The following is a 22,513-nucleotide window of genomic DNA, read 5'->3' as shown; positions in this document are numbered from 1 at the left end:
TCCAAGCAGTTTCCCGATGGACGCCGGTCAGCAGCAATCCTTGTAGAATTTTACCAGTGAAGTGCCACCCCTTTGAGATGCTCTATGAACTCTGAATTAACCGAAGAAGAAATGCGTCGTGCCCTTTTTGGTACGCCTCAGCCAAAGGAGCAAGTTTCTACTCCGCTAGTGCTGGAGCCTGTGCCAGAGATCGTTTTCACGAAGCCCGCAGAGGCTCCACTAGCCAAGAAGAAAGTGACGAAGGCGTTTACGCCCAGGCTGCGGGTCACGCTCCGGGTTGGGAACGAGTTTGAGGGGAAAATGACCGAGTTGATTCACGAGGCTGATACGTTGAGCTCGTTGCTTGCGGAGCAGGAGGCCGTGAGGGCTGCAAGGAAGAAGTACAAATATGTTGAGGTCGTATCAGTCAGATCGATGTAGAGGCCTAGCTGAACTACTCAGGCGAATGGTGGCGCTCATAACATCTTCACATTTCGACCATGTCCAAGGCTGATCTAAAAAGGGTAATGTTCAGCTTTCGAATCAGGGACGACTTGCATGGCTTTGAAAATCCGTACGGCGACGGTAGCAGACGCTGTAGCCATCCAGCGCATTTACGCCCCCATCGTTTCGACAACGGCCATCTCGTTCGAAGAGATTCCGCCAAGCGCTGAGGAAATCGCTCAGCGAATAGCGACAACGCTTTTGACATATCCCTACTTGGTGGCCGAAGAAGGTGGGGAGATCAAGGGCTATGCCTACGCAAGCCAGCATCGCGCTCGTCCGGCCTACCGATGGGCTGTGGACGTGACGGTGTATATAGCCGAGTCGGCTCGCCGGCAGGGCGTTGGCCGTGAACTCTATGAAACCTTGCTTCCGATTCTCGAAAAGCAGAGGTTTCGCGCAGCTTACGCCGGAATTGCGCAGCCCAATGAAGGAAGTGTCGGTCTGCACGAGTCGCTAGGATTCGTACACATTGGGACGTATCCAGAAGTGGGCTTCAAGCTTGGAAAATGGCACGACGTCGGTTACTGGAGGCTTGGGCTGTGTCAGGCAACCCCTCCGTTGGAACCCATTCTTTTCCCCAAGCTTGAGGTTGCATCGCAGTAGGTTCACTCGCTGTGCGTTGTGACTATCAGACTTCGGCAGTGAGGTGGCCTTGCAGCTGCTTGAGCACAGCTCGGGCAACGGTCATCCTGTGGAAGTGACTAACCTTGCGCTTTTTTCAGCCCTTTCAATCGCACGTTCGCTCTTTGCACAGCTGCCATTTTTTCAGGCCGCTTCATGCGTTTCCACTTTCTAATGTCTTCCTTGCTGCGCCCGCAACTCACACAGAGATCACCACTTAGCTGGCAAGTCGAGATACAGGGATTTTCGATTTCTTTAGCCATTGTCAGTCCCCTTTAGTCGCGCCTGATTGAGCAAGGCGATTTTTCCAGTTGCCACCATGCGTGCGCTGGCACTCCTCCTCAGAGTCAAAGCAGACATAGCGGTCTGAAAGGTTCAGATCGATGTCGGCCTCGTTCAACGCGATAGAGGTCAACTCAACAATGCGCGCCTTCGCTATAGCCTGGGCGAGCTTCTTGTCAGCCAGTGTTTCGAACACCCAGACTACCTTGAGGGTTTCACTCAACGCATTCAGGTCGGCGGTGTGAGTGAGCCACGTAAATCCTTCGATCTCCCCTTTTGCTGTTTCGCACGCTTCGGTGAGGGTAGTAATTAATCGACGTTCGATACGCGCAAGCTCACGTTTCCCTAGTGGCATTAGGAGTTCCTATGAAGTCGAGGTTGGGGAGCCGGTGAATCAAACTAATCGAAACTCGACCGTAAGGTGGCTGACTTCGTGGACAGGCTTCAGTCGTTCACGAATGCTTTCAGCGTTCAAAGTGGATTCGCCGAGGACGCTGACAATAGCCGCATGCGCCTCTGGCCCGACCCGCCAGACATGCAGGTCTGTAATGGTTGCATCACCCGGCTTCTCAACCAGCTCGCGGATTTCATCTGCAACGTGCTCATCAGTTTGATCCAGCAGTACAGCCGAGGTGACGCCCATCAAACTCCATGCCCAACGCGCAATAACTATGGCACCCACAATGCCCATTACCGGATCCAGCCACACCCATCCGAGATACCGGCCAGCGAGCAGTGCTGCAATTGCCAGGACGGAGGTCAGAGCGTCCGCTATCACATGGACGTAAGCTGATTTCAGGTTGTTATCGCCGTGCCCATGATGATCATGATCGTGCCCATGACTGTGACCGTGGCCAAGCAGAAGCGCGCTCACAATGTTTACGATCAAACCCACAATCGCAATGAGCGTAGCGGTTCCGAATTGAACCTCCGTCGGCTGCAAAAGACGCATGACCGACTCTACGGCGATTACCAAGGACACCATGCCGAGAATGAGCGCCGATGCAAATCCACCCAGGTCTCCAACCTTGCCCGTACCGAAGCTATAACGACTGCTGGAGGCGTGGCGTTTTGCGTAACTGTACGCAACTGCAGCGATGCCCAAAGCGCCTGCATGGGTTGCCATGTGAAAGCCGTCGGCGAGTAGAGCCATCGAGCCAGTGATATAGCCGGCGACGATTTCGCCGACCATCATCACCACCGTTAGCGCCACAACCCAAAGGGTACGTTTGGCATTTTCTTCGTGTGCTGACCCGAGGAACACATGGTCATGTACGTGATTAATTTCGATGTTGTGGCTGCTGCTCATGAGCATGTACCTAGATTTTTCACTTGGAATAGCGGCGAATGGCTTCAAGAAGCTCTTCGACACCCTTGTTGCGCTCTTCATCGCTAAGCGTTGGGCTCGCTACATGCTCTCTGGCGTGATCCTCAATAATTTCGTCCATCAATCCGTTGATAGCTCCACGTGTGGCAGCTACGAGATGCAATGTTTTCGCGCAATCGGCATCCGATTCCAGTGCACGCTCAACGGCTTGGATTTGCCCCGCGATGCGTTTCACGCGCTTGAGAAGATCGTCTTTGTTTGAAGCTATATGGCCCATGGGAGAACCCCCTTTGACTGTGCATACGCGCATCATAGGTATACCCCCTATACCTATGTAAGCGCCGTTTGACGGAAAGCTCATAAACAGCTATTTGCCGAAACTGGCTTCAGATAGGAGGAAGGGCGAAACAGGATGATCAGGACTCTGCTATTGGCCGCTCTTTGCTATGATGTTGACAAAGCGAGCAGGTCAAACGAGATGCAATTGCTGGTTAGGTCGAATGCAGACGGTGGCCAAGTGGAGTGCGAATGGGACTCCAAGGCCACGTACTTCGGGTGGGATCAAACCCTGTTGCCATTCTCATCAATGACGACTTGTCCGTCTTCCTTGACGAAACTGCCGCTCTGCTCCTGAGGCAGAAGGTCGAGAACGGCCTCTGACGGGCGACACAAGCGTGTGCCCAACGGCGTCACGACGATGGGGCGATTGATCAGGATAGGATGAGCCATCATGGCATCGATGAGCTGCTCGTCAGTCAGCGATGCATCGCCCAATCCCAGCTCCTCGTACGGAGTGCCTTTGATACGCAAAAGAGCCTGCACTCCGATACCCATATCCCCAATGAGTCTGACAAGTGTGGTGCGATCAGGCGGGGTCTTCAGATACTCGATAACCGTCGGTTCTTCCCCGCTGTTACGGATCAACTCCAAGGTGTTGCGAGAGGTGCCGCATTCGGGGTTGTGGTAGATCGTGATCTGGCTCATATCGCTTCCTCGTACTGACGTTAGATGGAGCGCTGGTTGACGCGTTTGGAAAGCTCTTCGGCGGACTCTTTACGCTCGGAGTACCGATCAACCAAATAATCCTGGCGATCCCGCAACAGTAGGGTGAACTTCATCAGCTCTTCCATCACGTCCACGAGACGGTCGTAGTACGAGGACGGCTTCATACGACCTGCCTCGTCGAACTCGGTAAATGCCTTGGCAACCGAAGATTGGTTTGGGATGGTGAACATCCGCATCCATCGGCCCAGTACGCGCAGCTGATTAACCACGTTGAAAGATTGAGAGCCACCGCAGACCTGCATCACTGCAAGGGTCTTTCCTTGCGTAGGTCGTACAGCACCTATCGCCAGCGGAACCCAGTCAATTTGGGCTTTGAATACTGCACTCATAGAACCGTGACGCTCAGGGGAGCACCACACCTGCCCCTCAGACCATTGCATCAGCTCGCGCAGCTCAGCGACCTTGGGATGTGTATCGGCAGCGTCATCCGGAAGCGGCAGACCCGATGGGTCAAAGATCTTGGTTTCAGCGCCAAACTCATTCAGCAGGCGTGCCGCCTCTTGCGTGACTAACCGGCTGAATGAGCGCTCTCGCGTTGATCCATACAGCAGAAGAATGCGAGGTTTATGGAGCGAAGGCGTGCGAGGCGACAGTTGCTCCAGCGACGGAATGTCGATCAGGTCGGCGTGTACGTTCGGCAATGTGTCTTGCATATAAACTCCTACGGCGGCGCCTGGTTGGGTGCCGCCTCGGTTGATCTTTAAAGCGAACCGATGCGGTTCAGTTCAGCTTTCAACTGTTCAGCGCTGATGGTCTTCAGTGGCAGCGCAAGAAATGCGCTCACGCGCTCGTGAATTTTGGCGAGTGTGGTTTCAAAAGCTGCGGTGATCTCGGCTTCCGAACCGCTAGCGTCAGACGGGTCGGCCAGACCCCAATGCGCCTTCAAAGCTGGCCCAAAGAAGATTGGGCATGCCTCACCCGCTGCCCGGTCACAGACAGTGATCACGATGTCTGGAGGTGAGCCTTCAAAAGCATCCGAAGCCTTGCTGCTCAAGCCCGCCGTAGAGATACCCGCCGCCTCCAGCGTTTGCAATGCCCGTTGATTCACCCGGCCACTGGGAAAGCTTCCTGAGCTGACGGCTTCTACACCCTCGGGCGCCAAGTGGTTGAAAAGCGCTTCGGACAGAATGCTGCGGCAGCTGTTGTGGGTGCACATGAACAAGACTTTCATCAGACGATTCCTTGATTCAAAAACTGAGGCGCAGTGCCAGGGCGGACAATGTGGCGACGAGGATGGGCACGGTCAGCACGATCCCGGTCTTGAAGTAGTAACCCCAGCTGATCGTTATATTTTTCCGGGCGAGCACGTGCAGCCACAACAGAGTTGCCAAGCTCCCAATTGGGGTGATCTTCGGGCCCAGGTCGCAGCCGATGATGTTGGCGTAAACCATCGCTTGCTGGACAACACCATCGACTTCGGCGGCATGAATGGATAAGGCGCCTACCAAAACGGTGGGCATGTTGTTCATGATCGAAGACAGCAACGCTGTTAGCAGCCCTGTACCAAGGGACGCGCCCCAAACGCCATAACCGGCGAACACGTTCAGGATCTGCGCGATGTGGTCGGTCAGGCCGGCGTTCTTCAGGCCATAAACAACCAGGTACATACCCAAAGAAAAAATCACCACCTGCCATGGCGCCTCTTTGAGCACCTTGCTTGTGTTGATGGCGTGACCACGAGCCGCGATGACGTAAAGAATGAATGCACAGACCGCTGCAATGGCGCTGATTGGCACCCCCAATGGCTCAATGACAAAGAAGCCGATCAGCAGTAGTGCCAGCACCCACCAACCGGCTACAAAAGTGGCCCGGTCGTGGATTGCCTCGTCCGGATTGTCCAGTTGGTTGAGGTCATAGGTCTTTGGTAAATCTTTGCGGAAAAACCACAGCAGCATGGCTAACGTCGCCGCCACGCTGACGATGTTTACCGGCACCATGATCGAAGCATATTCGTTGAAGCCGATATCGAAGTAGTCGGCAGAAACGATGTTGACCAGGTTGGAAACCACCAGCGGTAAGCTCGCCGTATCGGCGATAAAACCGGCTGCCATAACGAATGCCAACGTAGCAGCAGGAGAAAAACGCAGCGCCAGCAACATCGCGATCACAATGGGTGTGAGGATCAATGCTGCTCCGTCATTGGCGAACAGGGCCGACACCGCTGCGCCCAGCAGGACGATAAATGCGAACAGCTTGCGGGTGCTCCCGCCTCCCCATCGGGCGACATGCAGCGCAGCCCATTTGAAGAAGCCTGCCTCATCAAGCAACAGACTAATAATAATGACCGCGATGAACGTTCCGGTAGCGTTCCAGACTATGCGCCAAACCTCCGGTATGTCGGCAAGGGTAACGACACCTGCCAGCAACGCCACGATGGCACCGAACATCGCACTCCAGCCCACCCCCAGCCCCTTGGGCTGCCAGATGACAAGGACGATGGTGGCGATAAAGATCAATACGGCAATCAGCATTTCATTAATCCGGTTGGGCGTGAATCAGCTACACACGGCTTGGTTGATCGGACGGTCGTTCATGCCGCAGAGGCGCTTAGCCTCGGTTTCCAGCCATTGCTGATTGGCGTCTACCACTTCCTTCAAAACTGCAGTCACCCACGCGGGCAAATCAGGATTCAGTCGGTAGTACACCCATTGGCCTTGGCGACGATCCAACAACAAACCGGCAGAGCGCAGCAGCGCCAAATGACGAGAAATCTTCGGCTGACTCAGGTCGAGTGCTGCCGTTAGCTCGCATACACACAGCTCACCTTCACTCACGACAAGCAGCGAAATTTTTGCTCGGGTGTCATCCGCCAGGCACTTGAATAAGGTGGTGGGGTTCAAGGGTTCTGTCATAGATCCTCCAGGTGTTTGGTCTTGACCAAAACGAAGAGCTTGATGCGCTCGTGGATGTCGTGGAGCGAGTGGCGAAATGCGCCAGGATCATCGCTAGTTACTGGGTCAGGAAAATCCCATGCAATGACTTCACCTGCGCCGGGCATTGGTAGGCACTCGCTTGCGGATTTATCACAAAGAGTGATTACGTAATCGAATCGATCAGCTTGAAATTCGCTGAGGGACTTGCTGCGCAGGCCCGTTGCGTCTACTCCAACTGCCTCCAATGCCTGAGTCGTGCGCGGATCAACCTCAGACGGTTCAGATCCTGCGCTGAAGGCCTCGAAGCGCGGGTCGGTGTGCCGCAGCAAAGCCTCTGCAAGCAGGGAGCGGGCTGAGTTGGCAGCGCACACGAAAAGCACTTTGATAGCAGGGCTCATGGTTAAACTCGATGCATATGGAAAATCGAATATACGCTTTGGCGAATATTTGGTAAAGCGAGTATGATGGCTGCTGCTTCGGCTTGAGCCGTGACAGTTCCTACAAAGCGGCACCAAGGAGATAAGGGGATGGGCAAGGAGATGATGATCCAGGCAACGAAAATAGCCGGAGGGCAGTCGCAGCGATTTCGCGATGCGCTGAAATCTGCTGACCTTCCAGCAGACGATATTGATCTTCCAGGCCGAACCTTTTTTGAGTTCTCACGGAATGGTGAGACTGTTGGATGGGGAGGGTTTGAAACGCATGGGACAGATGGATTGCTGCGCTCCATGGTCGTAGAGCCGGCGTACAGATCGAAAGGGGTTGGGGCTGAGGTGCTTCGAGTCATTGAAGCAATAGGCGCCGAGCAGGGAATCGCTCGTTTTCATTTGCTGACAACAACTGCATCAGGCTTTTTTGAGCTGCAGGGCTATGCAGCAAACCAACGAGGCTCTGCGCCGCTTCTGATTTCTCAGACGGAGCAGTTCAGGAGGCTTTGCCCTGGCTCGGCTTGCTACATGTGCAAAGCATTATCTGCGAATGCACGAAAGTAGCTGATCACCTTGGTGATGGCTTTTAGCCTCGATGCCAGCTAGATTTGGAGCTTCCTACGATCAAGGATGGATATGAAAAAGCTCATCGCAGTAATGGGGATCTGTGTCGCACTTGGCGGTTGCGCTACGTCCCACTACACCGCAGGGCGAGACTTTCCGTCGGCCAGTGTAGCGAGCATCACCAAAGGTAAAACGACGACTACTGAGTTGAAGTCGCTGTTTGGTGAGCCCTACGCTAAGAGCGCAGTCAGCGAGACTGACGAGAAGTGGATCTACACTTACACCAATGGCTCAGCCCATGCTCAAAGCTACGTGGTTACCATGAAGGTTACGACTACAGGCACTCAGAAAACTCTCGACGTCTTGATCCGAAATGACGTGGTCATCAACTACACGTTCAGCGAAGGCCCCGCTCCAGGCACTACCACTGCGACGAACTAAGTTCACCACCTTGCCATTGGGCGACCCACCGCGCTCAGTACGTTGTTGATGGAGCATGCTCATGGACAGAACATATGCCTTCGTGGATGAGTCCGGGAATTCCGACCTTGATACGTCAAAGGGAGGAAGCTCGGGCTTCTTCATCGTGTGCTCCATTCTGGTGGCAGAGAAAGACCTGGAAGCTGCTTATACCCAAGCTGAAGCACTCCGCATGCGTCATTTTCAAACAGGTGAGATCAAATCCAGCAATCTAAAGCCGAAGGATTCAGATCGCCGTGCCCGAATCCTCAACGAGCTAGCCGAGCTGCCATTCAAGCTCTATTTCACTGTCGTTGATAAATCCCGAATTCACAAAGACGGTGGCCTCCGTATCAAAACCTCGTTCATAAAATACGTGAACGGGTTGCTCTATGATCGTTTGTTCCGCGCATACCCAGACCTTCAGATGATCGTAGACGAGCATGGTGGCCTGGAATTTCAGGAGAGCCTCAAAAGCTACGTTGCAGAACGGTTCATCGACGACCTATTTGGCGATAAGGATGCCTTCCAGGCGGTAGCCAGTAAGGACAACGTTTTGGTTCAGGTCGCAGATTTTTTTGCTGGCTCAGTGGCTCAGATTTACGAGGAGAAAGCATCGGAAGAAGCAGTTCTTGCCTATAAGAAGATCCTCCGCAGCCTGACTCTTGGAATGCTGGAGTGGCCATCCAAGTACCAGTCTCTTCTGCCGCCACCAACGAATGAGGCTGGATATGCAGACTATCAAATACACCAGGAAGCTTTACGCCAAGCAGACCATTTTAGCGAGCGCGTTGAGGAGCATCCTGATGAGAATGAGCACCTGCAGCTAAGCATTTTACGATTCCTGAGATTTCAGAGCGAATTCGTCACCAAAGACTACGTGCCAACTGCAGAGATCATTGCCCACCTCAAAGATAGTGGCTTCGGAGAGGTCAACGACCAGAGAATTCGCTCCAGTGGCGTTGCAAAACTTCGCGATGCGGGGGTAATCATCTCTAGCGCCGTTAAGGGTTATAAAATTCCCCAAACACGTGCGGACATTAATGACTTCCTAGAGCGGGCATCAGGCATCGTCGTCCCTCTTCTCGAGCGCGTTAAAAAGGCACGAGAGGTGTATCGGCTGAGTAGTCGAGGAGAATATGACATCGTGACTGCAGCCAACCTGACTGAGCTAGCCAAGCTGCTCGCTGCGCTCGAGGCATTTGCAGATGACTGAGCTCAGTCATGGCCAGGAACCTCACCAGGCTGCATTAATACAGGATGAAATCCTAGAGATTCTGAAAGAAGCCAAGGTGCTCGCGCGTAGATTCTATCGCCTCACCGGCAAGCCGCTGGGCGTGACCGGCGAGGTGGCAGAGTACGAAGCTGCTACTAGACTCGGGCTGTCACTACATCCAGCAAGGCAAGCAGGTTACGACGCTACAGAGACGCTGGAAGATGGCGTCGCGAGAATCCAGATCAAGGGCCGCTGTATCCTGAACCCGCTAAAGATTACTGGCCGTATGGGTGCAATTGATCTACGACAGCCCTTCGATATTGTGCTTTTGGTGCTGCTTGATTCTAAGTTCAACGCATTTGCAATGTACGAAGCGAGTCGTGCCAAGGTAGAGGCAGCGCTGACCTTACCTGGGTCGAAAGCCAGAAATGAACGTGGAGCGCTGGCTATTAGGCAATTCATGTCGATAGCTAGCTTGCGCTGGGCTCGCCAAGAGCCCAGCGAATCAGAAAGTTAACTGCCAATTAGAGTCGAGACCTAGTGGTAGGGTGCTCTGAGATGCAAATTTAATGTCCCCAATACGGCACATTAACCGTCATTTTTAGGCTTAATGACCCTATCTGGGGACATTACGCTGAGCAACGGGATACGGACAAAGGTGACTACAACTCTTACCTCAGCCTGCAACCATAAAAAGCCAACCGTAGTTGTATTATAGCTTTATGAAAAAAAGGCTGAAATGTAGTTCCACGCGCAGAAAAAATAATAATTGATGTAACTCGCTACAAAACTAGGTGCCGCAAGTGATAGGAAGTAATGGACAATCGCTGCGTACAGACAGAAACACACAGCCCAAGCAAGCCAGTAAACTGTACGTCCGGAGGATATAGGTTTTTCAACCAAACGCTTCCAGTCGTCCGCAGACATGAAGTTGTAGATCTTCTTCCGCCATCCTTCTCGACTGCTGTCAGCAAGGCTGTTAAAACGCAAGGTTGATAGAGTGTTGATAACTATGCTTAATATGAGAAGCACAGAAACGCCGAGATAAAGAATAGTGGTTGCTGTATCGGCTACGCCTGTAGTCGCTATCGGAGTCTTGAGAGCTAAGACAACACCCGCCACCGCGAAATCACGCCAGAGAGCTGATATTAAATCCCTTGTCGCAGTTTGTGTCTTATTAACCTCTTCCTGCAAACCCTTGCGCAGATCCCCCAGGCTTTTGACAGCCTCTTTGCTTTGATCCTGGAGATGAAAGGCGAACGCTTCCTTGGCCCCGGAGAGACTATTTTTTAATAGCGTCGTTGAGCCAGATGGCCATGTTGTCCCACTAATCCAGTTGATAGCAATGTGGTTGTTGAAAAGTTGAAATTTCGTTTCAGACTCCCTAGGGGTAGAGTAGATCCACTGGCAGGTGTCGTGAAGTGTTTCAAACTCGATATCAGCCCAGTTAATAGGCTGGTCTATAGGTATGGGGAGCGAGCGCCCGCCTCGGAATATTACGTGAGTCTCATCATCTTCCTTGCGAATCTCAGCAGGCAAGCAAAATGAAAGCTTTTCCACCGCCACGCGTTTCCAGGCCGAAAAAGGGTCGCTTTCAGAAATTGGCTCAGCAGTGAGCAGCCATGGCTCAAGCGATTGAGGGGTAAGGGAGTGGGTAAGATCCCGTACCGTCTTCCAAGGCTTTTCAGGATGTTGAGTGGCGGTCGGTAAATTTTTATCCCCACCAATTTCTTTCACTAAAAACTGATGAGTAGAAAACTCAAAAGTTTCTCCTGCAACCCATACACACATCTTTTTCTGTGAGTTCTGTGTTGAAAATTGATTTGTCCTCAGCCAATTTTCGAAACCTTTAATGGTGAGAAAATAACACCAGCCATCATTCGCTGGTTTTTCCAGGATGACCGTTAGTCTGTCATTCTCTACATCCGCTAAATCGAAATCCTTGATGTCGATGCTATCGGACACCTCTCCGAAAAGCTCTATCGTTCCGATGCCCTCAGAGCCAAGGCGCAAGGTAAGATCTTTCAATTCTCGGACAAAATCGGAGGAAGTAACGCTTACTTCATCAATTCGAAGAACAGTTGCGGTTTCGACCTGCGCAGAACCACCCGACGCAGTAAGTCGCTCAAAGAAACTGCGAAGTTCTAGCGCTAGCTGTTTCATGATTCACGCAAACGACTTGTACGAATAGTAATGACAGTTTCATCCTTTTTGTTTTCAATAGTTAAACTTCCCTTTGCCCGTGCAGGCATATTGATGGTTATGCCTTCGCTTGTTACGTATTTTTTCGCTTCATTGGTTGGTAGTTCATCGTTATCATAAGCAAATACCTCACCTGTCAGGTTGAGATCTTCCAAATCTTTGTTGAAAGTTTCTCTAATTTCATCTCCGCCATTGATGCCAAAAAAGTCGGTGAAAAACTCTTCGACCTCAAACTCCTTGCGCTTCTTCGCTATCTCAATAACTTTTTCAGCAACCTTAGAGGTGATGGCGGGCGGTAGGTCGCTTAAATGCGCTCTGACAGTCTTTTTTATCGCTTTGACAAAATCCGCTGTCATTTCCTTGGAGTTTCGCAGGCGCTCCACACCTAGGAATTCTTTGAAAAAATCGCTAATTCCGGAGCGACTCATCTTGTCGATGATTACTACCTCGGAGTCATGCGAATCCAAATCAATTAGCGCGGACTTTTGAAGAGCTTTTGGTGACTCCGTAAAGTTATTAGTTACAGCTTGGAGTATGGCTTTAGCTCCCTGCGTCTGGAATGTTACTACCTTTTCAGAGTCATATTTAATAAGCGAGTAGAATTTCTTGTTTCCTGTAACCAACCCAATAACAATTAGCACCCCTGATTTCATCCGTCTATCACCAAGTCGGTGAAATTGACGTGCTAGGCTCTTAGAAACGTCGACAAAATCAGACTCGCCTTTCTCCCACCCTTTCAGCTTTGCCTTGACCTGGGATATTTCAGCGAAAGAGAACTTATTGCCTTTTAGAGTTTCTTTGATACGTTCAATGAAGAACGGCTCGAATGTCCCTAGGGGCGTGTCGTCAAAAAGTATGGGATCGTCGGCCCGGTGATGTACCACGTGAAATATAAAATTCACGATTTTCAGGGCGTCTATTTCTTTATCGGTAAGAGTGGCCAAGCTAATTCCCCATCCTTGTTGGTGGCTACATGACATCAATCATCGATATAAGCACCTTTCCAGCATTATGCCTAGGGTCTTCCATAGTCTCTGCCATAAAGCACTACTGTATGAATATACACTTGTAGGGGGTGTTTTCCAGCAGGATGTTTCACCTAGGATCACCTGTCCGATGGAAGGCTCGGGGGGAATGTGTCAGGCGTCTTGGCTGGGCAGTGACCACGACCTAGATAGTTTGGGGTTTGAAGGGTGTTGCAGGTATGGCGGTTAGTGTAGTCAGCCTGGCAGGAATAGAGGGGGATTGTCAGCTCAAGTGGCGTTGTACGCCCCCTCTCGATGTGACAAGAATTGAGGATTTTCTGACCCCTTTGGGAAAACCCAGAAACCGTCCAGATAGCGACGGGTCATGTCGTTCATCGCCAGATTGCGCCCGAGGTTGCCGATGATCAGACCGGCCACCACCATCGCAATCGGCGCCGAGACGTGCAGTTCGGTGGACATCGCCGAACCGCCGATCACCAGGGCCAGGGTCAGCATCACGGTGATCTGGTGCTGCTCGACGCTTTTGATCATCCGATAGACCAGATAACCGATCAGCCCGCCGAACAACACGCCGCCAATGGCCTCATGGACGAAGAGCATGGCCGTGGCGCTGACGGTCGGGGTTTCGCCCAGTTGCGCGATGCCCAGCAGCACGGTGAAGACCACCACCGCCGTGCCGTCGTTGAACAGTGATTCGCCGACGATGGTGGTTTTCAGTGGCTTCGAAGCGTTGGCGGTACGCAACACGCCGAGTACCGCAATCGGGTCGGTCGGTGAGATCAGCGCGCCGAACAACAGGCAGTAGAGGAAACTCACGTGCCAGCCGAACAGGGCAAAAATGTAGAAGGCCAGGCTGCCGATCACCACGGTGGCGATCAACACGCCGAAGGTCGCCAGCAGGCCGATCGGCCAGCGGTAGCTGCGCAAGTCATTCAAGTTGACGTGCAGGGCGCCGGCGAACAGCAGGAACGAGAGCATCCAGTTCATCAGCAGATCGCCGAAATCGATCTGGCCGATCAGTTGCTGCACGCGATCTTCGAGGCCGGGAAAGCCGAGGACGCTGAGGCCTTGCAGGAGCAGTGAGAACAGCAGGGCGGTAACCATCACGCCGATGGTCGGCGGCAGGCCGATAAAGCGGAAATTGACGAAGGTCAGGAGAGTGGTGAGGCAGATGAAAGCGGCGACAAGTTCAAGCATCCGGGGTCCTTTGGATGAAGGGTGAATGGAGCGCGACCGGAGGTTGGACGCAGGGGTTTGATGGGCGAACAGCGACATGGGACACACCACAGTTCATTGTGGCGAGGGGATTTATCCCCGCTCGGCGGCGAAGCCGTCGCAATCCGGTTTATCGATTATTCCTGACAAAACCCGATTGAAGGTTTTGGGGCTGCTGCGCAGCCCAAGGGGGATAAATAGAGGTCTCAGCCAGTCACATTGACCGCACTCGCCTGCCGACGTTGCAGGTAAATGAACAACAGCGCCGTCAGCACCGTCAGCACGCCGACCAGCGCCCCGGTCCACGGCAGATCCGCCAGATCCGCGCCGCTGGACACCACCAGCCCGCCAATCCAGGCGCCTGCGGCATTGCCAAGGTTGAACGCGCTCTGGTTCAGCGTCGAACCGAGGTTCGGCGCTTCATGCGCCTGATCGATGATCAGCAGCTGCAGAATCGGGCACAGCGCAAAAGCGAAAATCCCCCATAGCACCAGAGTGATCGCCGCCGGAATCACCGCACGGCTGGTCTGGCTGAACGCTGCGAGAATCACCACGACTGCCAGTGCCACGCCGACCAGTGACGGCAGCAAGCGGCTATCGGCCAGACGCCCGCCGAGCATGCTGCCCGCTGTCAGGCCGACGCCGAACAACAGCAGCATCACCGTCACGCCGTGGGGGCTGACGCCAGTGATGTCTTGCAGGATCGGTGCGATATACGTGAACACGCTGAACAGGCTGGTCGAGGCCAGCACGCTCATGCCCAGCGCCAACAAGACGTTGGCCTTGCCCAGCACCTTGAATTCGCTGGCGAGATTGGCCTTGTCCATCGCGATGTGTTTGGGCAACCACAACCATTGCGCCAACGCCGCCACAATGCCAATCACCGACACCGCCCAGAAGGTCGAGCGCCAGCCAGCGTATTGGCCCAGCGCTGTGCCGAGTGGCACGCCAAGCACGTTGGCCAGGGTCAGGCCGGTGAACATCATGGCAATGGCTTGCGCGCGTTTGTTCGGCGCAACCAGGCCGGCGGCAACCACCGAGCCAATGCCGAAAAACGCGCCATGACACAGCGCCGTGACCACGCGCGCCGCCATCAGCGTCGTGTAGTTCGGCGCGAGCGCGCAGAGCACGTTGCCGAGGATGAACATCAGCGTCATGCCCAGCAGTGTCGCTTTGCGCGGCATATTGGCGGTGCCGATCGCCAGGATCGGTGCGCCGAACACCACGCCCAGGGCGTAACCGGTGATCAGCAGCCCGGCATGAGGAATGCTCACCGCCAGATCGCGGGCAACGTCGGGCAGCAGGCCCATGATGACGAATTCGGTGGTGCCGATGCCGAATGCGGCAACGGCGAGTGCAAGTAAAGCGAGGGGCATGCGCAAGGTCTCTGTCGGTAGTCTTGACGCTTTGATCAGGCATACGCGTGCCAGCGACCGTTTTCGAAGAAAGCGGAGCAGGCAGCTTTTATTGGAGTTTTTTGGTGTGCAACTGAGTACGGCGTGGTGGGTTGCAGTATAAACAGCTGCTGACACATGGCGAATCAATAATCTGACTAATCGGTTCCGGATTCGGATGTTCACCGTAGACGCTGTCGTGAAATATCCGCCTGAAAGAACCTTTCGGCCGGGCGCTGCTCTTAGCCTGTGGGCAGGTGCTGATCGGCATGCTGGTGATGAAGTTCTGACCGCTCGCCAATTTCTCCAATCGAAAAAAGGACGACGTTATGACAGTGGCTCTGTGGTGTGTGTTGATCGCGATTTTCCTGCCGTACGTGTGCACGATCGTGGCGAAGGCCACCGGCGGTTTCCGCCTCAAGGACAATTACGATCCACGGGACTTTCTCGACAGCGTCGATGGCGTCGCCCGTCGCGCCCACGCCGCGCAACTGAACAGCTTTGAAGTAACGCCCGCGTTTGCCGCTGCGGTGATCGTTGCGCATCTGGTCGGCACTGCGGAGCTGGTGACGGTCAATGTGCTGGCCGTGCTGTTTATCACCAGCCGCCTGCTGTACATCATTTGCTACCTGGCTGACTGGGCTGCACTGCGTTCGGTGGTGTGGTTTATCGGGATGGGGCTGATTGCTTCGTTTTTCTTTGTGTCGATCTGAAAGCAGGCTCAAAAGATCGCAGCCTGCGGCAGCTCCTACAGAGGAATGCATACTCCTGTAGGAGCTGCCGAAGGCTGCGATCTTTTGCCTTTAGGGTTTGTCAGCCACCTGCGGCACTTGCGGCAACTCTTTTCCTTTAGGCCAGAGCATCCAGATCTGCCCCTGCTGTTTCATGTCCCCGGCCAGTTGCCCGGCCGCATCGCCGGTGCCCCAGAACAGATCCGCGCGCACCTCGCCGGCAATCGCGCCGCCGGTGTCCTGCGCCGCGACCGGGCGCACCAGCGGGGTGCCATCCGGTTTGGTGGTCGACAGCCATAACAGACTGCCCAACGGAATTACTTTGCGATCCACTGCCGCGCTGTAGCCGGCGGTCAATGGCACGTTCAGCGAGCCGCGTGGGCCTTCGTTGCTGTCCGGGTTGCGGGTGAAGAATACGTAGCTCGGGTTGCTGGCCAGCAGTTCTGGAATGCGCGTGGGGTTGGCCTTGGCCCAGTTGCTGATCGTGGTCATGGTCACGTCTTCTTTCTTCAGCTCGCCTTGCTCGACGAGCCAGCGACCGATCGGTCGGTACGGGTGGCCATTCTGATCGGCGTAGGCGATGCGCAACTGTTTGCCGTCCTCGGTCTGGATCCGGCCCGAGCCCTGGATCTGCAGAAATTGCAGATTCATCGGATCAGTCAGATACGCGACCACTGGCGCTTTCACGCCTTTGGATTCAATGGTCGCCGCGTCGTCGTAAGGCTTGAGCACGCGTCCTTCGAGGCGGCCGCGCAGGCGCTTGCCTTTCAACTCCGGGTAGATGCTGTCGAGCGAGACGATGATCATGTCTTCCGGCACGCCATACACCGGCACGTTCGCCGTTGCGGTTGGCGTCAGGCTGCCGGGGTACACCGGTTCGTAGTAGCCAGTGATCAGGCCGTTGGGGTTGTCGTTCTCGGCGCGCAGGCCGTAGACATCGAGATTCTGCTTGAGGAATGCACGAATCTCGGCGGCACTTTGCGGCACATTCGCCGCCGCAGCGCAGGTCGGCCCCCAGACTGCGTCGGCTTTGAGTCGTGTGCACGCGCTGCGCCAGGAACCGAAACCGGCGACCAGATCGCTGTCGGAGACAGCGGGCAAGGCTTCCCAGGTCGCGCTGGAATAGGTGGCCAGCGCATGGGTTTTTGGTTTGGCGCTGTCGCCGCCTGTGCAACCGGCGAGGATGGCGAGCAGTGGAAGGGTGACGATAAGCGGGTGACGCCAGGCCGTGAAGCGGCTGTTCATGGAGTGATTCCTGTGCCGGTTGGCCGAGAGCTCCATGCGCTCGACCAACCCGTATTTTTAATAGGGCTATTGGTGTTTGGCGGTGAGCCGAGGATACTGGCCGCCGATTTCCGCGACCTGAAGCCATCATGACTCTGAAACCAATTGCTGTTGTATTGCTGGCCTGTCTGACCTTGTCCGCCTGTGGCGGCGTCGACCCGAATTCGCCGCTGGGCCAGCGCAAGGCCATCTTCAAGCAGATGCTCAAGACCAGCGAAGACCTCGGCGGCATGTTGCGCGGGCGCATTGCCTTCGACGGACCGAAATTTGCCGAGGGCGCGGTCAGACTTGATGCGTTGGCCCATGAACCGTGGAAGCATTTTCCGCAGGTGCGCGAGGAAGATCACACCAGCGCCAAGGACGATGTCTGGCAGAAACAGGCGCGTTTTCAGGAACTGGCCCGCGCCCTCGAAGCGGCTACCGGTGAACTGGTGGTCGCCAGTCAGGTTCAGCCGTACAAGGCCAGCAATCTCGGACCGGCAGTGCAGAAAGTCGAGGATGCCTGCAGTGCTTGCCATAAAGAGTTTCGCGATCATTGATTCCTGAGGCTGCTGAGTACCTTGTGGCGAGGGGATTTATCCCCGATGGGCTGCGAAGCAGCCCCAAAACCATATAACCGAGTTTTTTCAGTCGGACCCGACCAGTCGAATTTGCGACGGCTTCGCCGCCGGACGGGGATAAATCCCCTCACCACAGGGCTTGGGTTACTTATCGATCTCGTCCAGCGCTTCCTGCAGTTCCTTGCGCGACTCGGCGAGCTTTTCCTTGCGCTTGTTGATCTTCTCCGGATCGCCCTTCTTCATGGCCTTGTCGAGGTCCGCCTGACGCTGGCTGACTTCATGCTTGGCCTCAAGCACCTTGTTCTCACGCTCTTTCTTCAGCCCGGCGTCGGTGCAGTGTTCGTTCACTTCGCGCAGTGCGGTTTCAAGGCCTGCCTGCTGCTCCATGTTGCCGCGCGACTTGGCCTGTTCGATCTGATTGATGATGCCCTGCTTCTTGGCAGCGCAACCGGTCAGGCCCGGGCCGTCTTCTTCGGCCATGACCGGGGCGGCCATGACGCCGCAAAGAGTAAGCAGGGCGAGCGGTGCGAGAAATTTCATAAAAGCTCCATGTGCAAAGGCAATCGGGGTTGGAGGGCACTGCGCTGTTGGAGCGTCTGGCCGGCCGTTGGGTTCCCGCAGGGCGGGGATTGCAGGTTCAGAAGCCGTCGATTCCGGCGGCTTTCAGGGTGTCACTCAAAGCCAGTACCTGCGGGTCGCGAAAGAATGCGCTCAGTTGCGCCGCGCGTCCCGGGCCGATACCGGCTTCTGCCTGCCATTGTTCAGTGTCGCGTTGTGCCAGGGCCTGCCACGAATCGTCCAGTTGTGCCTGTCCGGTCGGCGGCATGCCCAGCGCTTTCAACCATCGAGCGAACGGCTTTTGCCGCGCGCCCTGAAAACTGTCGATCAGCCGTGCGCTGCTGCGCTCGCCGAGGCCGGCAATGTTAGCAAGCTCTGACGCATCGAGGGTCAGCCAATCCAGCAGGTGTTTCAGACGGCCTGTTTCCAAAAGTTTCTCCCAAGTGCCGCGACCGACATGCTGCATGGCCAGGCCCTGCTTGCCACTGAGCCAGGTCAGACGCGCGAGAAACTGGCTTTCACACCCCGGCGTCGGTTGCCAGCAGCTCAGGGCGTGGTAGTCGCCAGCATCGGGGATGTTGATGTCCGCCCGTTCGCTGGTGCGCAGCACGACACTGTCGAGGCGCGGAATGGTCAGCCCGGCCAGACTGATTGCCACCTGATCGCCGGGACGGATGTCGAGGGTTTGCCAGCGCTTGAGTGAGCTGACGCTGACCCGTTTGATTTCGCGGTCATCGAGTCTGACCGGCAGCAGTTCCAGCACCGGCGTGATCCGCCCGGTGCGGCCGATCTTGAAATTGACCTTGCGCACTTCGGCCAATGCCTGGGCGAAAGGGTATTTCCAGGCGATCGCCCAATACGGCGCGCGAGCCTGCCAGCGTTCGGCGGGTGGCCGTTGGCTCTGGCGCAGCACCACGCCGTCGCTGGCAAAGGGCAGTGGCGAGCGATACCAGTGCTCGCGCCATTTTTGCGCGTCTTCGAATCGGGTGACGGGCTGGGTATAGGGCTCGGTTGTGGCGAACCCCAATGTCTGAAGTTCGGACAATCTTTCCGGCAGCCGCACAGGACCTTGCGGCCAGTCCCAGACAAACAGACCGATCCCGGCGGCCTGTTCGGCATCGAGGGATTTGCGCCCCATCAGCCCGGCAACGGTGGCGCGGGCATTGACGCTGCCGGACTGTGATTGAACATGCGCGCTCAGGCGCCAATAGAGTTCGCCCTGTACCAGCAGATCCCGTGGCTGCCTCAAACGTTGCGGAATGGCTGCAATCCTGCGCGCGGAGGCTGTCCAGTCCTGGCCATTGACACCGTCGCCGCGACTGATCGCCTGCTGCAATATCCCATTGTGGTAGATCAGCGTGACAGCCACGCCGTCGACCTTGGGTTGCACCCAGACGTTCTGGCGATCGCGCAACCAGTGGGCGACGTCTTCGGCTTTGTGCAGCTTGTCCAGGCCGGTGTGGGCGATGGGGTGGGTGACCGTGCCGGACGCGGTGCGCAACGGCTGCGGGGATGAGGGCTGGTTGAAACAGGCTTGCCATTCTTTCAGCCGCAGTCGGGACTGGTCATAGAGTTCGTCGCTGATCAATGAACGGCCTTCGCGGTGATAGGCGTCGTCCCATTGGTCGATCTGGTTTTGCAGGGTGGTGATTTCGCGTTGGGCTTGGGAACGATCCCAGTTCGGACAGTTGGCTTGGCTGACAAGGGTGATGAGTGCCAGCAGGAAGGCCAGCGACAGGCGCAGTGTGAATAGCATCGTTGAGCGTCCTTGCTCGGGGGTAATATTTGAAGGGTAGGTGAGGATTCGAAATGCGTTACCGGGGGTGTTTTTCGAGGTGTTTCCGGATTCTGAATTGACGTTGCATGGGCGGGCGCCTTCGCGAGCAGGCTCGCTCCCACAGGGATCTCAAAAATCTGTCAGGCATGAAAAAGCCCCGCACGGCGCGAACCGTGCGGGGCTTTCTTGCAGCCAGGGTATTACAGGCCAGCGGCGGAACGCAGGGCGTCGGCGCGGTCGGTTTTTTCCCAGGTGAACGTGGTGAAGCTGTCTTCGCCAACGGTCTTGGTCTGCGGCGCACGACCGAAGTGGCCGTAGGCTGCGGTTTCCTGGTACATCGGGTGCAGCAGGTCGAGCATGGTGGTGATCGCGTATGGACGCAGGTCGAACACTTCACGCACCAGTTTGATGATCTTGTCATCGCTGATCTTGCCGGTGCCGAAGGTGTTCAGCGAGATCGACGTAGGCTGGGCCACACCGATCGCGTAGGAAACCTGAATCTCGCAACGCTCGGCCAGGCCGGCCGCAACGATGTTCTTGGCTACGTAACGGCCAGCGTAGGCAGCCGAACGGTCAACCTTCGAAGGGTCCTTGCCGGAGAACGCGCCGCCGCCGTGACGGGCCATGCCGCCGTAGCTGTCGACGATGATCTTGCGGCCGGTCAGACCGCAGTCACCTACCGGGCCGCCAATGATGAACTGGCCGGTCGGGTTGATGTGGAACTGGGTGTCCTTGCTCAGCAGTTCGGCAGGCAGTACGTGCTTGACGATCAGCTCCATCACGCCTTCGCGCAGGTCTTTGTACGACACTTCCGGGTTGTGCTGGGTCGACAGAACAACAGCGTCGATGCCAACAACCTTGCCGCCTTCGTAACGGCAGGTCACTTGCGACTTGGCGTCCGGACGCAGCCACGGCAGCAGGCCCGACTTGCGTGCTTCAGCCTGACGCTGCACCAGCTGGTGCGAGAAGGTGATCGGCGCTGGCATCAGCACGTCGGTTTCGTTGCTGGCGTAGCCGAACATCAGGCCCTGGTCGCCGGCGCCCTGATCTTCAGGCTTGGCGCGGTCGACACCCTGGTTGATGTCAGGGGACTGCTTGCCGATGATGTTCATCACGCCGCAGGTCGCGCCGTCGAAGCCGACTTCGGAGCTGGTGTAGCCGATGTCGCAAATCACGTCACGAACGATCTGCTCCAGGTCGACCCAGGCGCTGGTGGTCACTTCACCGGCAACGATGGCGACGCCGGTCTTGACCAGGGTTTCCACGGCCACGCGAGCGTGTTTGTCCTGGGCAATAATGGCGTCCAGCACCGCATCGGAAATCTGGTCGGCGATTTTGTCCGGATGTCCTTCAGACACGGACTCGGAGGTGAAGAGGGAGTATTCGCTCATCTCGATGTTTTCCTGAATTTACCGATGGTGAGTGTCGCCAGCCGGTCGCTGAAAGTGGCGAACCTGGATCTGGAAACCATTACGTAAGCCTACATAGAGGCTTTCCCCGGGAACGAGTCCCGCAGCGGTGGCCCAACGGGCCAGATCGTCCTGTTCAAACCCCAACCAGAGATCACCGCAGGCCTCCCTGGCCCAACTCTGGTTGTGGCTACATAACTCTGTCACGAGCAGGCTACCGCCCGGTTGCAGCAGATCGGCCATGTGCCTGAGCGCATCGGCCGGAGCGGCGAAATGGTGCAGGACCATGTTCAACACCACGCAATGGGCCTTGAGGCTTGTGCCGTTCAATGCATCGGCCAATTGCAGGCTGACGTTAGCCAGCTGTTCACGTTCACACACCTGACGCGCCAGTTCGAGCATCGCCGGGCTGTTGTCCAGCGCGGTTACGGTGCCGAAACGACGGGCCAGTTCCGGCAGAAAAGCACCATCGCCGGGGCCGACTTCAATGGCCGTGGCTGCACCATCGAAGTTCAGTTTGTCGAGCAGGGCCAGCACGCTGTCACGGTACTGCGGCAGGCCTGCGATCAAATCTTGCTGGGCACGGAATTTCTCCGCGACCCGGGCGAAAAAGTCCCGGCTGGCGGCGGCACGCTGACCATGAACCTGCTCGATGCGTGCTTGCACTTCATCAGGCAGATCCAGATCGTCGACTTCTTCCAGCAATGCCGCGTGCAGCTTGCCCCCGAGCAATCCGCTGTGGGGCAGGGCGCGACGATAAAAAATCGCGTTGCCCTCACGGCGTGTCGCCACCAGATCGGCTTGCGCCAGCACCTTGAGGTGGTGGCTCATGCCCGACTGGCCGATGCCGAAAATCTGCGCCAGCTCCAGCACGCCAAACGAATCGTTGGCCAGCGCGCGCAATACATTCAGCCGCAGCGGATCGCCGCCGGCCTTGCACAGGGCCGCCAGCTCGTCGCAATCGTCATGGCGAATGGAAGGCACGCGTAAGTTCATAGGGCTGGCAGTCTAGAGACGGGGACAAGGCACCGCAAGGTCAATATCAAAAAGTTTTGATATTGCTCGATAAATGGCAC

The 22,513-nt window shown here is 55.9% G+C and carries 26 protein-coding genes and 1 pseudogene; 8 read left to right on the top strand and 19 right to left on the bottom strand.

The annotated features are described in order from the left end of the window. Window positions 1–84: 84 nt before the first annotated feature. Window positions 85–420: a hypothetical protein gene (locus FEE99_RS01670; protein WP_038443850.1), complete on the top strand. Its 336-nt coding sequence runs from the start codon at window positions 85–87 to the stop codon at window positions 418–420. A 117-nt stretch (window positions 421–537) separates the two neighbouring features. Next, window positions 538–1,089, top strand: a complete 552-nt coding sequence (locus tag FEE99_RS01665; RefSeq protein ID WP_038443853.1) for an arsinothricin resistance N-acetyltransferase ArsN1 family B — start codon at window positions 538–540, stop codon at window positions 1,087–1,089. 98 nt (window positions 1,090–1,187) lie between these two features. Here FEE99_RS01665 and FEE99_RS01660 read toward each other — a convergent pair whose 3' ends face one another. From FEE99_RS01660 to FEE99_RS01615, 10 genes are all read right to left on the bottom strand, one after another. After that, the gene (locus FEE99_RS01660; RefSeq protein WP_080727717.1) at window positions 1,188–1,370 is read right to left on the bottom strand and encodes a DUF1289 domain-containing protein; all 183 of its coding nucleotides are present in this window, start codon (window positions 1,368–1,370) and stop codon (window positions 1,188–1,190) included. 2 nt (window positions 1,371–1,372) lie between these two features. Further along, the gene (locus FEE99_RS01655; RefSeq protein WP_038443854.1) at window positions 1,373–1,744 is read right to left on the bottom strand and encodes a hypothetical protein; all 372 of its coding nucleotides are present in this window, start codon (window positions 1,742–1,744) and stop codon (window positions 1,373–1,375) included. Window positions 1,745–1,783: 39 nt separating this feature from the next. Beyond that, window positions 1,784–2,698: a CDF family Co(II)/Ni(II) efflux transporter DmeF gene (gene dmeF, locus FEE99_RS01650; RefSeq protein WP_038443855.1), complete on the bottom strand. Its 915-nt coding sequence runs from the start codon at window positions 2,696–2,698 to the stop codon at window positions 1,784–1,786. A 19-nt stretch (window positions 2,699–2,717) separates the two neighbouring features. Further along, window positions 2,718–2,993, bottom strand: a complete 276-nt coding sequence (locus FEE99_RS01645) for a metal/formaldehyde-sensitive transcriptional repressor (protein WP_080725266.1) — start codon at window positions 2,991–2,993, stop codon at window positions 2,718–2,720. Between the two features lie 284 nt (window positions 2,994–3,277). Further along, window positions 3,278–3,700, bottom strand: a complete 423-nt coding sequence (gene arsC / locus FEE99_RS01640; protein WP_038443859.1) for an arsenate reductase (glutaredoxin) — start codon at window positions 3,698–3,700, stop codon at window positions 3,278–3,280. A 20-nt stretch (window positions 3,701–3,720) separates the two neighbouring features. After that, a complete protein-coding gene (gene arsH, locus FEE99_RS01635) occupies window positions 3,721–4,434 on the bottom strand; it encodes an arsenical resistance protein ArsH (RefSeq protein ID WP_038443860.1) in 714 nt (237 codons plus the stop codon). A 47-nt stretch (window positions 4,435–4,481) separates the two neighbouring features. After that, window positions 4,482–4,952 carry an arsenate reductase ArsC gene (locus FEE99_RS01630; RefSeq protein WP_003395039.1) on the bottom strand — a complete coding sequence of 157 codons (471 nt, stop codon included), beginning with the start codon at window positions 4,950–4,952 and terminating at the stop codon, window positions 4,482–4,484. A 16-nt stretch (window positions 4,953–4,968) separates the two neighbouring features. Next, window positions 4,969–6,252: an arsenic transporter gene (locus tag FEE99_RS01625; RefSeq protein ID WP_007247284.1), complete on the bottom strand. Its 1,284-nt coding sequence runs from the start codon at window positions 6,250–6,252 to the stop codon at window positions 4,969–4,971. A gap of 24 nt (window positions 6,253–6,276) precedes the next feature. Then, window positions 6,277–6,633 carry a metalloregulator ArsR/SmtB family transcription factor gene (locus FEE99_RS01620; RefSeq protein WP_032894886.1) on the bottom strand — a complete coding sequence of 119 codons (357 nt, stop codon included), beginning with the start codon at window positions 6,631–6,633 and terminating at the stop codon, window positions 6,277–6,279. After that, window positions 6,630–7,052 (bottom strand): arsenate reductase ArsC, encoded by a 423-nt coding sequence (locus FEE99_RS01615; RefSeq protein ID WP_038443865.1) that lies wholly within the window; start codon window positions 7,050–7,052, stop codon window positions 6,630–6,632. The genes FEE99_RS01620 and FEE99_RS01615 overlap by 4 nt, the downstream gene beginning before the upstream one ends. A gap of 129 nt (window positions 7,053–7,181) precedes the next feature. Between FEE99_RS01615 and arsN2 the strand changes: the two genes are divergently transcribed. The 4 genes from arsN2 to FEE99_RS01595 all read left to right on the top strand — a co-directional run bounded on the left by arsN2 (window position 7,182) and on the right by FEE99_RS01595 (window position 9,838). Then, on the top strand, window positions 7,182–7,646 hold the full coding sequence (gene arsN2, locus FEE99_RS01610; protein WP_038443867.1) for an arsenic resistance N-acetyltransferase ArsN2: 465 nt from the start codon (window positions 7,182–7,184) through the stop codon (window positions 7,644–7,646). Window positions 7,647–7,718: 72 nt separating this feature from the next. Continuing rightward, on the top strand, window positions 7,719–8,087 hold the full coding sequence (locus tag FEE99_RS01605) for a hypothetical protein (RefSeq protein WP_038443869.1): 369 nt from the start codon (window positions 7,719–7,721) through the stop codon (window positions 8,085–8,087). A gap of 61 nt (window positions 8,088–8,148) precedes the next feature. Further along, a complete protein-coding gene (locus FEE99_RS01600) occupies window positions 8,149–9,321 on the top strand; it encodes a DUF3800 domain-containing protein (RefSeq protein ID WP_064361255.1) in 1,173 nt (390 codons plus the stop codon). Beyond that, window positions 9,314–9,838, top strand: coding sequence for a hypothetical protein (locus FEE99_RS01595; RefSeq protein ID WP_064361254.1), 525 nt, complete (start codon window positions 9,314–9,316; stop codon window positions 9,836–9,838). The genes FEE99_RS01600 and FEE99_RS01595 overlap by 8 nt, the downstream gene beginning before the upstream one ends. Window positions 9,839–10,041: 203 nt before the next feature. On the opposite strand, the gene FEE99_RS01590 is transcribed toward FEE99_RS01595, so the two are convergent. The 4 genes and pseudogenes from FEE99_RS01590 to FEE99_RS01575 all read right to left on the bottom strand — a co-directional run bounded on the left by FEE99_RS01590 (window position 10,042) and on the right by FEE99_RS01575 (window position 15,100). After that, the gene (locus FEE99_RS01590; RefSeq protein WP_064361253.1) at window positions 10,042–11,484 is read right to left on the bottom strand and encodes a hypothetical protein; all 1,443 of its coding nucleotides are present in this window, start codon (window positions 11,482–11,484) and stop codon (window positions 10,042–10,044) included. Then, window positions 11,481–12,467: a nucleoid-associated protein gene (locus tag FEE99_RS01585; protein ID WP_064361252.1), complete on the bottom strand. Its 987-nt coding sequence runs from the start codon at window positions 12,465–12,467 to the stop codon at window positions 11,481–11,483. The genes FEE99_RS01590 and FEE99_RS01585 overlap by 4 nt, the downstream gene beginning before the upstream one ends. Window positions 12,468–12,845: 378 nt before the next feature. Continuing rightward, window positions 12,846–13,706: pseudogene (locus tag FEE99_RS01580) on the bottom strand (cation:proton antiporter); the annotation flags it as partial. Between the two features lie 224 nt (window positions 13,707–13,930). Beyond that, window positions 13,931–15,100 (bottom strand): MFS transporter, encoded by a 1,170-nt coding sequence (locus tag FEE99_RS01575; protein ID WP_041476787.1) that lies wholly within the window; start codon window positions 15,098–15,100, stop codon window positions 13,931–13,933. A 347-nt stretch (window positions 15,101–15,447) separates the two neighbouring features. Between FEE99_RS01575 and FEE99_RS01570 the strand changes: the two genes are divergently transcribed. Beyond that, on the top strand, window positions 15,448–15,831 hold the full coding sequence (locus tag FEE99_RS01570; protein ID WP_024014628.1) for an MAPEG family protein: 384 nt from the start codon (window positions 15,448–15,450) through the stop codon (window positions 15,829–15,831). A 90-nt stretch (window positions 15,832–15,921) separates the two neighbouring features. Here the strand turns inward: FEE99_RS01570 and mltA are convergent, their stop codons facing one another. Continuing rightward, the gene (gene mltA / locus FEE99_RS01565) at window positions 15,922–17,094 is read right to left on the bottom strand and encodes a murein transglycosylase A (protein ID WP_041476786.1); all 1,173 of its coding nucleotides are present in this window, start codon (window positions 17,092–17,094) and stop codon (window positions 15,922–15,924) included. 128 nt (window positions 17,095–17,222) lie between these two features. On the opposite strand from mltA, the gene FEE99_RS01560 reads away from it, so the two are divergent. After that, the gene (locus FEE99_RS01560; protein ID WP_056786463.1) at window positions 17,223–17,672 is read left to right on the top strand and encodes a c-type cytochrome; all 450 of its coding nucleotides are present in this window, start codon (window positions 17,223–17,225) and stop codon (window positions 17,670–17,672) included. Window positions 17,673–17,837: 165 nt separating this feature from the next. Here FEE99_RS01560 and FEE99_RS01555 read toward each other — a convergent pair whose 3' ends face one another. The 4 genes from FEE99_RS01555 to FEE99_RS01540 all read right to left on the bottom strand — a co-directional run bounded on the left by FEE99_RS01555 (window position 17,838) and on the right by FEE99_RS01540 (window position 22,433). Beyond that, on the bottom strand, window positions 17,838–18,233 hold the full coding sequence (locus FEE99_RS01555; protein WP_016772779.1) for a DUF1090 domain-containing protein: 396 nt from the start codon (window positions 18,231–18,233) through the stop codon (window positions 17,838–17,840). Window positions 18,234–18,330: 97 nt separating this feature from the next. Beyond that, window positions 18,331–20,007, bottom strand: a complete 1,677-nt coding sequence (gene ligB / locus FEE99_RS01550; RefSeq protein WP_041476784.1) for an NAD-dependent DNA ligase LigB — start codon at window positions 20,005–20,007, stop codon at window positions 18,331–18,333. Window positions 20,008–20,228: 221 nt separating this feature from the next. Then, window positions 20,229–21,419 (bottom strand): methionine adenosyltransferase, encoded by a 1,191-nt coding sequence (gene metK / locus FEE99_RS01545; protein WP_024014624.1) that lies wholly within the window; start codon window positions 21,417–21,419, stop codon window positions 20,229–20,231. Window positions 21,420–21,437: 18 nt separating this feature from the next. Then, window positions 21,438–22,433: an ArsR/SmtB family transcription factor gene (locus tag FEE99_RS01540; protein ID WP_041476783.1), complete on the bottom strand. Its 996-nt coding sequence runs from the start codon at window positions 22,431–22,433 to the stop codon at window positions 21,438–21,440. Window positions 22,434–22,513 lie beyond the last annotated feature (80 nt).

It is taken from the genome of Pseudomonas sp. ef1 (genome assembly GCF_007293365.2).
Taxonomy (GTDB): Bacteria; Pseudomonadota; Gammaproteobacteria; order Pseudomonadales; family Pseudomonadaceae; genus Aquipseudomonas; species Aquipseudomonas siliginis.
This window is presented reverse-complemented; position numbering and strand designations above follow the sequence as displayed.

Coding starts and splice junctions, on each gene's coding strand:
- FEE99_RS01670 (WP_038443850.1), top strand. CDS start 85: ATGAACTCTGAATTAACCGAAGAAGAAATGCGTCGTGCCCTTTTTGGT.
- FEE99_RS01665 (WP_038443853.1), top strand. CDS start 538: ATGGCTTTGAAAATCCGTACGGCGACGGTAGCAGACGCTGTAGCCATC.
- FEE99_RS01660 (WP_080727717.1), bottom strand. CDS start 1,370: ATGGCTAAAGAAATCGAAAATCCCTGTATCTCGACTTGCCAGCTAAGT.
- FEE99_RS01655 (WP_038443854.1), bottom strand. CDS start 1,744: ATGCCACTAGGGAAACGTGAGCTTGCGCGTATCGAACGTCGATTAATT.
- dmeF (WP_038443855.1), bottom strand. CDS start 2,698: ATGAGCAGCAGCCACAACATCGAAATTAATCACGTACATGACCATGTG.
- FEE99_RS01645 (WP_080725266.1), bottom strand. CDS start 2,993: ATGGGCCATATAGCTTCAAACAAAGACGATCTTCTCAAGCGCGTGAAA.
- arsC (WP_038443859.1), bottom strand. CDS start 3,700: ATGAGCCAGATCACGATCTACCACAACCCCGAATGCGGCACCTCTCGC.
- arsH (WP_038443860.1), bottom strand. CDS start 4,434: ATGCAAGACACATTGCCGAACGTACACGCCGACCTGATCGACATTCCG.
- FEE99_RS01630 (WP_003395039.1), bottom strand. CDS start 4,952: ATGAAAGTCTTGTTCATGTGCACCCACAACAGCTGCCGCAGCATTCTG.
- FEE99_RS01625 (WP_007247284.1), bottom strand. CDS start 6,252: ATGCTGATTGCCGTATTGATCTTTATCGCCACCATCGTCCTTGTCATC.
- FEE99_RS01620 (WP_032894886.1), bottom strand. CDS start 6,633: ATGACAGAACCCTTGAACCCCACCACCTTATTCAAGTGCCTGGCGGAT.
- FEE99_RS01615 (WP_038443865.1), bottom strand. CDS start 7,052: ATGAGCCCTGCTATCAAAGTGCTTTTCGTGTGCGCTGCCAACTCAGCC.
- arsN2 (WP_038443867.1), top strand. CDS start 7,182: ATGGGCAAGGAGATGATGATCCAGGCAACGAAAATAGCCGGAGGGCAG.
- FEE99_RS01605 (WP_038443869.1), top strand. CDS start 7,719: ATGAAAAAGCTCATCGCAGTAATGGGGATCTGTGTCGCACTTGGCGGT.
- FEE99_RS01600 (WP_064361255.1), top strand. CDS start 8,149: ATGGACAGAACATATGCCTTCGTGGATGAGTCCGGGAATTCCGACCTT.
- FEE99_RS01595 (WP_064361254.1), top strand. CDS start 9,314: ATGACTGAGCTCAGTCATGGCCAGGAACCTCACCAGGCTGCATTAATA.
- FEE99_RS01590 (WP_064361253.1), bottom strand. CDS start 11,484: ATGAAACAGCTAGCGCTAGAACTTCGCAGTTTCTTTGAGCGACTTACT.
- FEE99_RS01575 (WP_041476787.1), bottom strand. CDS start 15,100: ATGCCCCTCGCTTTACTTGCACTCGCCGTTGCCGCATTCGGCATCGGC.
- FEE99_RS01570 (WP_024014628.1), top strand. CDS start 15,448: ATGACAGTGGCTCTGTGGTGTGTGTTGATCGCGATTTTCCTGCCGTAC.
- mltA (WP_041476786.1), bottom strand. CDS start 17,094: ATGAACAGCCGCTTCACGGCCTGGCGTCACCCGCTTATCGTCACCCTT.
- FEE99_RS01560 (WP_056786463.1), top strand. CDS start 17,223: ATGACTCTGAAACCAATTGCTGTTGTATTGCTGGCCTGTCTGACCTTG.
- FEE99_RS01555 (WP_016772779.1), bottom strand. CDS start 18,233: ATGAAATTTCTCGCACCGCTCGCCCTGCTTACTCTTTGCGGCGTCATG.
- ligB (WP_041476784.1), bottom strand. CDS start 20,007: ATGCTATTCACACTGCGCCTGTCGCTGGCCTTCCTGCTGGCACTCATC.
- metK (WP_024014624.1), bottom strand. CDS start 21,419: ATGAGCGAATACTCCCTCTTCACCTCCGAGTCCGTGTCTGAAGGACAT.
- FEE99_RS01540 (WP_041476783.1), bottom strand. CDS start 22,433: ATGAACTTACGCGTGCCTTCCATTCGCCATGACGATTGCGACGAGCTG.